13 protein-coding genes and 1 pseudogene are annotated in these 11,897 nt (G+C 62.9%); 10 read left to right on the forward strand and 4 right to left on the reverse strand.

The annotated features are described in order from the left end of the window. Nucleotides 1-45 precede the first annotated feature (45 nt). Nucleotides 46-2,520, reverse strand: coding sequence for a DNA (cytosine-5-)-methyltransferase (gene dcm, locus AC07NC_RS12340; protein WP_494569721.1), 2,475 nt, complete (start codon nt 2,518-2,520; stop codon nt 46-48). A gap of 202 nt (nt 2,521-2,722) precedes the next feature. On the opposite strand from dcm, the gene AC07NC_RS12345 reads away from it, so the two are divergent. The 3 genes from AC07NC_RS12345 to AC07NC_RS12355 all read left to right on the forward strand — a co-directional run bounded on the left by AC07NC_RS12345 (nt 2,723) and on the right by AC07NC_RS12355 (nt 5,003). Then, nucleotides 2,723-3,505, forward strand: a complete 783-nt coding sequence (locus AC07NC_RS12345) for a hypothetical protein (protein WP_494569722.1) — start codon at nt 2,723-2,725, stop codon at nt 3,503-3,505. 435 nt (nt 3,506-3,940) lie between these two features. Next, nucleotides 3,941-4,348 (forward strand): hypothetical protein, encoded by a 408-nt coding sequence (locus tag AC07NC_RS12350; protein ID WP_494569723.1) that lies wholly within the window; start codon nt 3,941-3,943, stop codon nt 4,346-4,348. Between the two features lie 10 nt (nt 4,349-4,358). Continuing rightward, complete coding sequence (locus AC07NC_RS12355) at nt 4,359-5,003, forward strand: recombinase family protein (RefSeq protein ID WP_494569724.1); 645 nt, start codon at nt 4,359-4,361, stop codon at nt 5,001-5,003. Between the two features lie 19 nt (nt 5,004-5,022). Here AC07NC_RS12355 and AC07NC_RS12360 read toward each other — a convergent pair whose 3' ends face one another. Beyond that, a complete protein-coding gene (locus tag AC07NC_RS12360; protein WP_494569725.1) occupies nt 5,023-6,714 on the reverse strand; it encodes a recombinase family protein in 1,692 nt (563 codons plus the stop codon). Nucleotides 6,715-6,750: 36 nt separating this feature from the next. On the opposite strand from AC07NC_RS12360, the pseudogene AC07NC_RS12365 reads away from it, so the two are divergent. The 6 genes and pseudogenes from AC07NC_RS12365 to AC07NC_RS12390 all read left to right on the forward strand — a co-directional run. Then, nucleotides 6,751-7,041: pseudogene (locus tag AC07NC_RS12365) on the forward strand (JAB domain-containing protein); the annotation flags it as partial. Further along, on the forward strand, nt 7,038-7,562 hold the full coding sequence (locus AC07NC_RS12370; protein WP_494569726.1) for a GNAT family N-acetyltransferase: 525 nt from the start codon (nt 7,038-7,040) through the stop codon (nt 7,560-7,562). The pseudogene AC07NC_RS12365 and the gene AC07NC_RS12370, both read left to right, overlap by 4 nt. A 56-nt stretch (nt 7,563-7,618) precedes the next feature. After that, nucleotides 7,619-7,861 carry a BolA family protein gene (locus AC07NC_RS12375; protein ID WP_035308550.1) on the forward strand — a complete coding sequence of 81 codons (243 nt, stop codon included), beginning with the start codon at nt 7,619-7,621 and terminating at the stop codon, nt 7,859-7,861. 4 nt (nt 7,862-7,865) lie between these two features. Then, complete coding sequence (locus AC07NC_RS12380) at nt 7,866-8,774, forward strand: aldo-keto reductase family protein (protein ID WP_008261640.1); 909 nt, start codon at nt 7,866-7,868, stop codon at nt 8,772-8,774. An 81-nt stretch (nt 8,775-8,855) separates the two neighbouring features. Beyond that, nucleotides 8,856-9,209 (forward strand): Grx4 family monothiol glutaredoxin, encoded by a 354-nt coding sequence (gene grxD, locus AC07NC_RS12385; protein ID WP_008264037.1) that lies wholly within the window; start codon nt 8,856-8,858, stop codon nt 9,207-9,209. Further along, on the forward strand, nt 9,209-9,646 hold the full coding sequence (locus AC07NC_RS12390; RefSeq protein WP_008258943.1) for an acyl-CoA thioesterase: 438 nt from the start codon (nt 9,209-9,211) through the stop codon (nt 9,644-9,646). The genes grxD and AC07NC_RS12390 overlap by 1 nt, the downstream gene beginning before the upstream one ends. Here AC07NC_RS12390 and AC07NC_RS12395 read toward each other — a convergent pair. Then, entirely contained in the window at nt 9,630-10,010 is a 381-nt protein-coding gene (locus AC07NC_RS12395; protein ID WP_154726371.1) for a hypothetical protein, read from the reverse strand. The genes AC07NC_RS12390 and AC07NC_RS12395 overlap by 17 nt on opposite strands. 275 nt (nt 10,011-10,285) lie before the next feature. Here AC07NC_RS12395 and AC07NC_RS12400 point away from each other — a divergent pair, with 275 nt between their 5' ends. Then, entirely contained in the window at nt 10,286-11,383 is a 1,098-nt protein-coding gene (locus AC07NC_RS12400; protein WP_494569727.1) for an NADH:flavin oxidoreductase/NADH oxidase, read from the forward strand. 7 nt (nt 11,384-11,390) lie between these two features. Here the strand turns inward: AC07NC_RS12400 and AC07NC_RS12405 are convergent, their stop codons facing one another. After that, nucleotides 11,391-11,765: a hypothetical protein gene (locus AC07NC_RS12405; RefSeq protein ID WP_008262318.1), complete on the reverse strand. Its 375-nt coding sequence runs from the start codon at nt 11,763-11,765 to the stop codon at nt 11,391-11,393. Between the last annotated feature and the right edge of the window lie 132 nt (nt 11,766-11,897).

Below are 11,897 nucleotides of genomic sequence, written 5' to 3' on the forward strand. Positions count from 1 at the left end.
TAGACCTCAGGAATGAGGGGTCCTTATTCGACGCCGATCACACCGCTAACGGGGTCCCTTTTCCACGCCGATCCACATCGTCGGCGACGGTTCATCAACTGAAAACACGGCCCTGCGCGCATAGTTTCTTGGGTGCCGGTAGTAGTGATCGAAATCGATTTCTGATCCCATATAATCTCGCACGGTCATCGCCTGACTGGCGAAGCTTTCATCAAGGAAAGCGTTCAGAACTCCATCTTCTCCTTTCAGAATACCGATACAGAAAAAGCGCTTTCGCTTCTGCGGAACGCCGCAAAGGCTCGCATCCAAAACACGCTCGGTGAGGCCGTAGCCCGCCGACTTGAAGATTTCGCGCGCAGCGCGGTAGGCGACGCTCGAAGATGCGCGTCCAACATTCTCCATAACGAACATGCGAGGCCGGATCGCAGAGACGATCTCGGCGAACGCGCGAGTCAGATTCGCTTTGCCACCCTCTGAACGACTCCCCGCCGATGAGAATTCTTGGCAAGGCGGGCCGCCCACAATCAGGTCAGGCGCATAGGGTCGGATTGCCTTGACTGCCGAAGCCACATCGGTGAGGTCGAGTTCAAAGACCGGATGATCAAAGTTCAAGCGATAGGTTTCTACGGCCCGATTCCAGAAATCGAACGCAGCGACCACCTCGTGACTGGCGAGTTCGAAACCGAGCGACAAGCCGCCAGCGCCGCAGAACAAATCGACTACTTTTAGGGCGCCAACTTCCTCCACCCGCGCATCGCACTTGTTCACCAATCGCTGGGCAGGCACGGCGGGCAACCGGAGGCCCTCCGTTACCATGAGACCATCGAGGGCGACGGGAACCTGTTCGATCTTTGGCAGAACATCATTCGCGGCAACAGGCGTCGTCAGCGACGGCAGTTCACCCGTTCCAGCCGCCGCGAGAATGCGGGCACGACCTTTCGCGAACCACTCATTGTCGCGTTCGACGCCGATGAAGCTGCGGCCCGTGCCCATGGCAGCGGCGCCGGTCGTCCCGCTGCCATAGCAGTGGTCCAGCACCACATCGCCGGGATTGGAGAAGGTGCGGATCAGATATTCCGCCAACGCTTGCGGCTTCTGGGTGGGGTGGCCGTGGTTGCGCTCGCTTTTGAATTTCAGCACCGAGCGGGGGTAGTTGCCGCTATCGTTGACCCACTCATTCTTCGTGTAGCTGTCGCGATAGACTTCGCCGACCGATCCACGTCGCGTCGTCTTGGCGTTTTTCTTCACCACGCCCTGCGGGTTGTAGGTGGCTTTTCCGCCCGGACGTTTGAAGACAAGGACGTCTTCGTGCGCCGCCATGTGGCGACGCTTGGCATGAAGGAATCCAACAGCGCGCGTCTTCTCCCAGATCAGGTGCTGGCTGAACCACGAGCGGTTCGACATGATGAGGTCCGTCGTGAACGGCTGCGCGGCGTGAAGCACGACCATGCCGTTCGGCGCGAGGATGCGCTCATATTCGCGCCACATGTCAGCCGCCGGGAGCAACTGGTCCCACGAGCAATTCGTCGTCGCAAAAGGAGGATCGCACAGGATCAGATTCACCGACTTCGACGGGATCAGCTTCATCTTCTCGATGGCGTCGCCATGGTGGAAGTCGGCGAACAATTCGGCGCCAGCCTCCGTCGCGCCGACGACGACGCGAACCACCAGTCCCAGACGCTTTTCGATAATCGGCCAGTAGGTCGGCTCGCGTTCGATCATCACGGCGGAACGACCGTGCGCCATCGCCGCCGCACCCGTCGTCCCCGATCCGCCGAACGGGTCCATGACGACATCGCCGGGATTGGAACAGGCCAGCACGATGCGCTCGATCATGGCTTGCGGGAACGGGCACGGATGCTCGGTGCGCTCCTTCGCAGTGCCGTGAACCTGCGTGAATTCCCAGATGTCGGCGGGGTTGGCTCCAGCGGGATTATTGCGCTTGTCCACGGCGTTCGGAGCGCGACGCACGGCATCGAGATTGAACGTCGGCGCGATGTTCTTGGGACGACCGCGCCCGCCCTTCAGCACGCCGGGCTTCACCAGATAGAGCCAACGCTCCGACCGGGTTGCGAAACGGTTGATGGTGTTCTGCTGGGCGCGGCGATCCCAGACGATCTCCTGAACGAACGTCAGACCCGTCCCGGCGATCAGGGGGAAAAGATAGTAGGTCAGCGGCACGCGGCTGTTCGGCCCTGCCTTGAGCATACCGACGTTGACCCACATCGCGCCGCCCGGCTTCAGAACACGAGCCGCCGCCGTGATCCATTGGCGAGAGAACTCGACGTAATCTTCGATGCTGTCGAAGGCGTCGCCATAGGGCATGTCATAGTTCAGGTAGGGCGGCGACGTCACGACCAGATCGATAGACCCTGCCGTGATTGCATTCATGGCGGCGACGCACTCGCCCTTCAACAGGCGGGCCGAAGGTGCCGAGGGCGGCGGCGTGATGGTCGGAAGATTGTCGTTGTCGGCGGTGGCGTTCTGAACTTCAGCGAGCTTCTGGCGGCGGATTTTCATGCGTTCTGATGGCCTCATCGGTTGTCGATGAAGCGATCAAAACACGCCGACATCTATTTGAAAATCATAATAAAATTGCCCTATCACGGTAGTTTTCACACGAGCTTCGAACTTGTCACGAACGCGGGGTAGTTCCCACATATTTGCTGATCCTGACCGCTCGTAAACGGTTCGGAAGGTTCCAGATGATGTCATTGAGTGAATGTCGGAAGCTCCCTCAAAACATCGCTCGATATCAAAACGTGCGTTAGCGAAGCTGCTCGGTCTTGCCGAGAAAGATTTGTTGACACGCGGCGAGGCCGCCGAGGCCATTGGCCTTGGCGAGCGCACTCTCGGAAACATCGCGAAGTCTGGCCCCGCCTACTACTGCTCCACGACCGGTTCGACTGCAGGAGAAGTTTGGTATCCCAGAGCCGAGGTCGATGCATTCGCTGCTCACCGCGAATCCCCGATCAAATCGACTTACAGAGGTAGATTGGGGCGTCAGGAATGGACATCACTACAGGATGATGCCGAGCGGCTACCCGTTCACATGGTCGTGACGATGATCAAGGAATGGAAAGAGAGCGAACTCTACCGTCGAGCACAGGCCATTCTCCACGATCCATATCAAGACAGCGGTCGAGCGCGATATGAGGAAGAATGCCGATTATTCGGCGTAGCCGAAAAAGGGGGGCGGATCGAAGCTTTCGCCTCCATCGCCACGGCAGACGACGCAGCGGCGCGGCGGAAAGCGATCTTCGAGAGCCTCGACGATCAGACGAACGCCGTCGAAACGCACCTCCTCGCACTGGCGGCTTCGCGCGGCCTTTCGATATCTTCCACTCATCCGTCCTTCTCCGTTCTGACGGCGATGTTCGAGAAGGCTTGGGGCGATGTGCTGGAAGCCGAAACGCGCTGGCGCAACCTCGACTACACAGGGATGCCGGATCACCGGCCGCTGACGATCAACCATGTCAGCATCGCCGTATCTTTGAAGCGATGACCGTCTGCCTGACTGATCACGATGTTGTCGCATAGAAGATTGCCCGAAAAGGGCCGTGACAATATCCCCTGTGAATTCGGCCTCGGTTTTGAGGGGTTTTCAGGGGCCAGATTTCACCACCATCAAAATCAGTTGGTTGGAGACAGGCGCGGGAAGACCTGTGCGGTGATTAGGGTCGCTATTCACCGCACGATCTGCAGAAAATAGCCGAGGCATTTTCATTGACGCCCTCTGTCGTGCATTCTCCGATGAACGGAGGTGAGCGTGGCGAAGCGGGGATCATATCACGGCGGCAGCACCATAGTCGGATGGTCTGGAGCGCAAGGCTCGTCGGCCAGACGCAGGAGCGGCGGACCGGGCCTACTCGCCAGAGTAATTGGAGCGCACCAGCGGCCGCAGAGATCAGAGCACATGCCGCCGCCGGGACCGGCTCCCGTGTCACGACCTGCTTCAGCGAATAAGGTGCCACGAAAGAAGACACCAATCTCCAAGCAGGAACTCGTCCATTTCAGCTTCGGGGGGCGTTCCAAGGATCGCGTTCTGGACGACCTTGAACCTGTCGTCTGGAAGTTGGCCGAGAACGGCTTTCGCAAGCCAGCCGATGTGGCGCGTCTGCTCAACAAGCAGGGGATCAGGACGGCTTGCGGCGAACTGTGGACCAGCCAGCTTGCGTGGTTCCTGCTCGACTTCCTCTTCGAGCGGCGCCGAAGTCGGAAAGCGGCAATGAAACCAGAGGCAGCGCGGAAACCTGTCGCGTCACCATCGGCGTCGAAGGAGCCGCTCTCGACCGACGAGATTGCCCGTCGCTTAAGCGCACTAGGCCGGATCGCCCGTTCTGATTGACGCCCCGACGATGCATGAGATCGTATCGGAGATGAAAAGAGCAGCCCTGTATCTCCGCGTGTCGCAGGACTCGCAAACGACCGAGAACCAGCGGCGCATCCTCATGGAGGTGGCCGAACGGTCAGGCTGGACCGTCGTGGAAGTGTTCGAGGACGCTGGCTTCTCCGGCGCCAAGGGCCGGGACAAGCGGCCCGCCTTCGACGCCCTGCTCAAGGCAGTTCACCGGCGAGAGATCGACATGGTGGCGGCGTTCGCCGTGGACCGTCTGGGACGCTCCCTGCCCGATCTGGTGAGTTTCCTCTCCGACATCCAAGCCAGCGGCTGCGACCTCTACCTCCATCAGCAAGCGGTCGATACGAGCACGCCGTCTGGGCGCATGCTCTTCCAGATGTTGGCCGTGTTCGCCGAGTTCGAGCGCGCAATCATCACCAGTCGGATCAACGCAGGTCTCGCCCGCGCCCGCGCCAAGGGCGTCCAGTTCGGCCGCCCGAACCTGTCGCTGGAAGTTCGCCGAAAAGTCCAAAAGGCGCTGGGAGACGGTCTATCCATCCGTGCGGTAGCCAAAGCTACCGGCGTCTCCACGGCCAGCGTCCAACGCATCAAGCGCACCATGAAGACGGTCGAGGAAAACCGTGGAGAGAGCGTCGCGGCCTAGTGTCGGAGTTGGCGCATCGTCAGACAGCCATCTTCTCGATGCGGTCGATAAGCGGCGCAAGCATCAATTTCTGATCGTCAGGCAAGTAAGACCACAACGGTTTACCTGTCGCATCGGAAATCGACTTCTTCACACGGCCCTTCATGTCGATCCTGACCGCCATGATCCCGCCCTTGAGGATGACGGTGAAGACCCGCTCGCCGGTTTCATCGCGCTCGATGTCCACTGACATGATGATGCTAGACATGGCTAGACGAAGCTTGGATCGAGCCTGAACGCGGACTGCCTCGTCGGCAGAATTCGAAGCCTCGCGAATGTCACCGACGCGGCGAAGATGCTCGATATTTCCGACCGCGCCGCTGGCACGTAGAATTGCTGATTCAATTTCCACCAATCGAGCGGACAGCGTGTCGATCTCGGTTTTGGTGACCGCGATCATTTCCGCCGCCTGATCGTCACCCTGACCGAAGTTCATGAGAAGCCGGGCGCGGAAAGCGCGCTTGTCAGCGAGAGCTTTCTCGATCTCGGCCTTTCTGATCCGACCGGCGCGCAACTCGCCGGTTACGGCAAAGAAGCGGTCATCCAATGCCATATCCAACATCAGGTCGAGGACCGTGTTTTCGAACGCCCTGTAAGAATACCCACCGACGTTTTCGCATCGACGCTCCCCAGCGGCTTCACACCGAAGATAAGGGTAAGGCTTCCCTTTCTGGGTGCTGGTGGTCAGGAAAGCCCGACGACCACAATGACCGCATGAGGTAATGCCCGCGAAGATGTTCGACGATCCCGACGCCGCGCTCTTGCCAGCCACTTTCCGCCGCGCCGTCAGGTCCGCCCGTGCGAGGGACACGATGTCGGCGTCCACTATACGCGGATAGAACCCATGGATCACCCGGCCCTTGTGCGCTCCAGTGGCGGGGCGGAAGTCGCCTTCGACAGTCGGGCTTTTCAAAAGCTGGCGGACGCCAGAGCGGCCCCATTTATGAGGAACGCCCTTGTGTTTGATGGCCTTGGCGAAAGGCGGAATGACTTTCCCATTGATGCCCTCGTTCAGTTGCCGGGTGATGGTGTTCACGCCGACGCCATCTGCTGACATCTGGTAAATCAGTCGCACTACGTCGGCACGCTCTTCGATGACCTCGAAACCATCGCAGCCGGGCTTCCGCTTAAGCCAGCTTGGGATTTTGTTTGCTAGGTTCGCCCACTTGCCCTCACGGACTTCTGCCAATTTCCAAAGCTTCTGTTTGGAGAGCGTTGTCTGTTCCGACTTTTTTCGGCTCTCTTCATGACCGGTCGCGGCTTGGATCGCGGTCGCGAGGAAGGAACCCATGTCTTGATTGACACCGAAGACGTTCCGGCTATCAGCGATGGCGATCTTAATCCCGGCGCTTGTCATGGCGTGAATCCACGCCATAGCTTCATTGACTGGACGACGCGAAAGGCGGTCCAGACGTTCCGCGATCAGCACCGACCCAGACGATATCTCGCCGCGAGTGACACGCTCCACGAACTGGCCGAGTTCAGCCTCGGGATAAAGGTGTTCGCCCTTGAAGGCCGAGCGGCCCTTGTCGGTCATGACTTCAGTGACTTGCCACCCATTCTCGGCGGCATAGGCTTCGCACCGTTCCTTCTGGCGGTTCAGCGTGTCGCCCGCGCCCTTCTCCTGTTCGTCCGCGCTGAAACGTCTGTAGATGTAAGCTTGAGCGGTCATGGCAGAGGTTCTATCGGGAGTTTGCGAATGGAACACTACCTCGACAAGAAGAACCAGCTGATCCTGGACGAGGTGCAGAACCGGGGCACGGTCGATCACGCCCCCGTCTATCCCCGCGAGGTCGTGCGACGCGCCTTGGAGCTGTCGGCCAGCGCCCTGATCCTGGTCCACAATCATCCGTCCGGCGACCCCACCCCCAGCCGCGCCGACATCGAGATCACGAAACAGGTTGTGCAGGCCGGCCGAGCCCTTAACGTCGAGGTTCACGACCATCTGGTCGTCGGCCGCGACGGGGTGGCCAGCTTCAAGCAACTGGGCCTGATGTGAACTCTGAAATTCTCAAGACTGAGAGGCTGGTTCTGACACCGGTCGAGGTGAACGACCTAAGCTCCCTGATCGCGCTTTGGGCCGACGAAGAATTCACCCGCCACATCACGGGTCGGCCCCTGACGAGCGAGGAGGTCTGGTTTCGGCTGCTACGCGACCTGGGACAGTGGAGCGTCGCCGGCTACGGCGCCTGGACCGTCCGCCTGGCGAACAACGGCTCCTATCTGGGCAGCGTCTCGATACTGGACCACCGACGACTGATCGATCCGCCTCTGGCCGACCCCGAACTGGGCTGGGGCCTTTCGCCGGCCTTCCAAGGCCAGGGCTTCGCTTCTGAAGCCGTGCAAGCGGTTTTGGACTGGGCGGACGTCCGCCTGCCGGCCTCACGCACTGTCTGCATGATCGCGCCTGAGAACCTCGCCTCCGTTCGGCTGGCGGAACGGGTCGGCTACCGCCCCTATGCGACGACGACCTACAAGGACGGTCCGGTTCAGCTCTTTGAGCGGCCGAAACAGGCGTAGCCCGGCATTAAGGTTTATCGGGCATGCTGAAGGAGAACGATCCAAGAGCCCCGCCCATGCCCATGTCCGTCGAAACCCTGCGCCAGCATCTGGTCGAGGCCTTTCCCGACGCCGAGATCGCCATCGACGACCTGGCCGGAGACGGCGACCACTATCGCGCCCGCATCGTCTCCAGCGCCTTCGCCGGCATGCCGCGCGTGCGCCAGCACCAGTTGGTCTATGCCGCGTTGAAGGGACAGATGGGCGGCGAACTGCACGCCCTGGCGCTCGAAACCGCCGCCCCGCCCAAGGAGGCTTGATCCCATGCGCTATCGCCCCTTCGGCGTGTCCGGCGCCGCCATTTCCAACCTGACCCTCAGCTTCGGGCTGGACAATCTGGCGCGCGGTCGTGAGGGCGCGCTGAACCTGCTTTATTCCGCCCTGGAAGCCGGGGTGAATTCCTATCGGCTCGAGACCGCCGATCCGGTTGCGGCCGAGGTGCTGGGCGAAGCCCTGGCCCATGTGGATCGCAAGCTGGTCTGTGTCAGCCTGACCCTGGGCGTCGGCGCAGGCCGCGAGGCGGCGCGCGATTTCTCGGCCGAAGGCATGACCGGCGCCATCGACCGGGTGCTGCATTTCTCGGGCCTGGGCTGGATCGATGTCGCGGTGCTGCACGAGCCGGGCGAACACGAACTGCCGCAGTCGTCGCTGAACGCGCTCAAGGCCCTGCGCGCCACCGGGCGCATCAAGCTGCTGGGCGTGGCGGGCGGCGGCGAGGTCATGGACACCTATGTCTCCACCGGCGCCTTCGACGCCCTGGTGACCCCGTTCGACATCAACGCCGACTGGAGGCTGCGCAATCGTGTCCGCGCCGCCCGCGAACAGGACATGTCGGTCTTCGCCTACGACTATTTCACGGATCGCCGCGCCAAACCGCGTGGAACCGAGCCTGTTGCGAAAAAGGGCTTCTTCGGCCTGGGCGGCGCGCCCAAACGCCCGCCCCAATCGCGGCAAAGCGACGCCTTCGGCTTCCTGTATCGCACGCCCAACTGGCCGGCCGAGGCGATCTGCCTCAGCTATGTCCTGACCGATCCGACCATCTCCAGCGTGATCATACGCGCCAATGACGTGGAACGGCTGAGCATGCTGGCCTCGACGCCGGAACGCGACCTGCCCCCGGGCCTGGCGGCCCAGATCGAAATGGGCCGGGTCACGGCCTCGGCTGCAGCCTGATCTCGAAGCATAGACGCGACCACGCCTTGACCCGGCCGTCGCCTCTCCCTAGCTGACGACCTTCACGAAAGGCCCTCTCCCGTGACCGACACCGTTCCTGCCGCCGATCCCGTCCACGCCTTCATCGGCGACACTGTCGCCCAGCATGACGTCGTGCTGTTCATGAAGGGCACGCCGGACCAGCCCCGCTGCGGCTTCTCCTCACTGGCTGTCCAGATCCTGGACCATGTCGGGGCCTCCTTCGTCGGCGTCGACGTGCTGCAGGACGAAGCCCTGCGCGAGGGCGTCAAGAGCTTCACCGACTGGCCCACCATTCCCCAGCTGTATGTGAAGGGCGAATTCGTCGGCGGGTCGGACATCATCCGCGAAATGTTCCAGGCCGGCGAACTTCAGGCCCTGATGGCCGAGAAGGGCGTGCCGCTCGGCGAAGCCTGATGGCTCGCCCGGTCCTGACGCCACGCGAGGATCGCGAGGTCTTCGTCGTGCCGCTGGAGGTCCGCCCCGAACACATCGACGCCAACGGCCACGTCAACAATGTCGTCTATGTCGGCTGGCTTCAGGACGTCGGCACGGCCCATTGGAACGCCCGCTTCGACGCGGAGACCCGGGCGCGATGCTCCTGGGTCGCCCTGCGGCACGAGATCGATTATCTTCGCGCCATCGCGCCCGGCGCGACCGGGATTGTGGCCCGGACCTGGGTGGGCGATCCGCAGGGGCCGCGCTTCAACCGCTATGTCCGCATCGAGGACGCCGAGGGCCGGGTCTGCGCCCAGGGCGTCTCGGAATGGTGTCTGGTGGACGCTGCGACCCTGAGGCCGCAGCGCATACCGTCGTCGATGCTGAAGGTGTTCGAGACTACTTCAGCGGATTGAGGATCCGCGCCGGCGCGCCGGGCTCCAGGCCCAGGTCGGCATAGGTCCAGCGCAGTTCCACGCCATCGGGCAGCAGGGCCTTGCACAGGTCCGGCTTGGTGCGGCGCAGGGTGATCTCGGTCGGCGAATTCTCGGCCACGGACACTTCGAAGTCCGAAGCCTGGGTGCAGCCGTTGGAATCGACCCGGACGACCAGGGCGCCGTCCGCAAAGCGCGCCTCGCGAATGGCTTCGGCCGGCGGGGCGTCGTTGCGGGTCACGTTGACCGAGACGTTCTCGCCCGCATCGCTGTCATAGATGACGCAGGCCGACAGCAGCGGCGCGACGCACGCTGCGACCGCCAGACCCTTCAGCAGGCCGCGCATCATTGGTCCGACGCCGGGGCGGTGATGACCCGCGTGGTCGGCTTTTCGGTCGAGACGATGATGCAGCCCGACAGCAGCGGGGCGGCGATGGCGATGGCGAGAGCGAGACGAAGCATTGGTGTGATCCCCTAATGAGCTTGACGCTTTTGTGGCGCGCGTCGACGCGCCAGGCACGTGAATTTTCGGCAAGCCAGGTGAACAATCGGAAAGGTCGGGCCTTGATCGCGACTGCAACCGGCATAGCTACCGTCCCTCTCCCCTCCCCGGACGCCCCCATGAGCCAGCTCTTTTCGCCGCGCAGCATCGGCCCCCTGACGCTGAAGAACCGCATCGTCATCGCGCCGATGTGTCAGTATTCCGCGATCGACGGCGTGCCCCAGCCCTGGCACGTCCAGCATATCGGCCGTCTGGCGGTGTCGGGCGCGGGCCTGGTCATCATCGAGGCCACCGGGGTGGAGGCCGCCGGCCGGATCACGCCCGACGACACCGGCCTGTGGAACAACGAACAGGAAGCCGCCTTCGCGAAAATCCTGAAAGGCATCCGGACCTATTCCCACACCCCCATCGGCGTGCAGTTGGGCCATGCGGGTCGCAAGGCCTCGACCTCGGCCCCGTGGAAGGGCGGCCGCGCCCTGGGCCTGGACGAAGGCGCCTGGCAGACCTACGGCCCATCGGCCCTGCCCTTCCGCGACGACTGGCATACCCCCGCCGAAATGACCGAGGCGGACATGGACCGGGTGGTCGCCGCCTTTGAGGACGCGGCTCGCCGCGCCGACCGCGCCGGGTTCGACCTGGTGGAACTGCACGCCGCCCACGGCTATCTGCTCACCGAATTCCTGTCGCCCCTGTCGAACCACCGCGCGGACCAGTACGGCGGTTCAGCCGAGGCGCGGGCGCGCTTCCCGCTACGGGTGGCCCAGGCCCTGCGCGAGGCCTGGCCCAGGACCAAGGCCCTGGGCGTGCGTTTCAACGGGTCCGACTGGGTCGAGGGCGGCGTGGCCCTGGACGAGGTGATCGCCTTCGGTCGCGCCCTGCATCAGATGGGCTACGACTATCTGCACCTGACCTCGGGCGGCAATGTCGCCCGCGCCGAGATTCCGGGCGCCGAGCCGGGCTATCAGGTTCGCTTCGCCGAGGCGGTCAAACAGGCCGTGCCGGAGGCCGCCGTCATGGCCGTGGGCATGATCTTCGATCCGCAACAGGCCGAGGACATCGTCGCCTCGGGTCAGGCCGACATCATCGCCATCGCCCGCGCGGCGCTGGACGATCCCAACTGGCCGCACCATGCCGCCGTGGCCCTGGGCCAGGACGAGGGCCTGCCGCCCCAGTACGAGCGGGCGGGCAAGGCGCACTGGCCGGGTTACGGCCGCTAAGACCGTCTCAGGTCTGGGGCAGTTGATAGGGGTTGTTGACGCTGACGGGCGAGCCGGGCGCCAGGCCCAGCTCCTCGAACGACCACTTCAGCTCGACCCCGTCGACCAGGGGCTCCTTGCAGGTGTCCTCGTCGAGGCGACGCAGGGTTATGACCGCGTCGGCGCCCTTGATGCTGACGATGGGGATCAGGTCTTCCTTGCGGGTGCAGCCGTTGGAACTGACCCAGAAGACGGCCGCGTCCTTGGTGAAGGCGGCGGCGTGGATCGGTTCAAGCGCGCCGGGCATGCCCACGGTCGAAACACTGGGCGCATCCACCCCCGCGCAGGCGGATACGCCCGACACAGCGGCGATAAACGCCATAGATTTGAAGACGGCGCGCATCGCTTAGGCGGCCTCCCCTGCTCCGTCGAACCCTGAACAGCCCGAGAATGCGCCTGTTCGCCCCGGAAGGGAACAGGCCGATAAACGAAGGGCCCCGGACGGATCCGGGGCCCTTCCAACTCAATTTTCTGC

The sequence above is a fragment of the Brevundimonas sp. GW821-FHT10A07 genome, assembly GCF_059415785.1.

Excerpts from the sequence above, each read along its gene's own strand:
- dcm (WP_494569721.1), bottom strand. The coding sequence starts at position 2,520 with ATGAAAATCCGCCGCCAGAAGCTCGCTGAAGTTCAGAACGCCACCGCC.
- AC07NC_RS12345 (WP_494569722.1), top strand. The coding sequence starts at position 2,723 with ATGTCGGAAGCTCCCTCAAAACATCGCTCGATATCAAAACGTGCGTTA.
- AC07NC_RS12355 (WP_494569724.1), top strand. The coding sequence starts at position 4,359 with ATGCATGAGATCGTATCGGAGATGAAAAGAGCAGCCCTGTATCTCCGC.
- AC07NC_RS12360 (WP_494569725.1), bottom strand. The coding sequence starts at position 6,714 with ATGACCGCTCAAGCTTACATCTACAGACGTTTCAGCGCGGACGAACAG.
- AC07NC_RS12375 (WP_035308550.1), top strand. The coding sequence starts at position 7,619 with ATGCCCATGTCCGTCGAAACCCTGCGCCAGCATCTGGTCGAGGCCTTT.
- AC07NC_RS12380 (WP_008261640.1), top strand. The coding sequence starts at position 7,866 with ATGCGCTATCGCCCCTTCGGCGTGTCCGGCGCCGCCATTTCCAACCTG.
- AC07NC_RS12390 (WP_008258943.1), top strand. The coding sequence starts at position 9,209 with ATGGCTCGCCCGGTCCTGACGCCACGCGAGGATCGCGAGGTCTTCGTC.
- AC07NC_RS12395 (WP_154726371.1), bottom strand. The coding sequence starts at position 10,010 with ATGCGCGGCCTGCTGAAGGGTCTGGCGGTCGCAGCGTGCGTCGCGCCG.
- AC07NC_RS12400 (WP_494569727.1), top strand. The coding sequence starts at position 10,286 with ATGAGCCAGCTCTTTTCGCCGCGCAGCATCGGCCCCCTGACGCTGAAG.
- AC07NC_RS12405 (WP_008262318.1), bottom strand. The coding sequence starts at position 11,765 with ATGCGCGCCGTCTTCAAATCTATGGCGTTTATCGCCGCTGTGTCGGGC.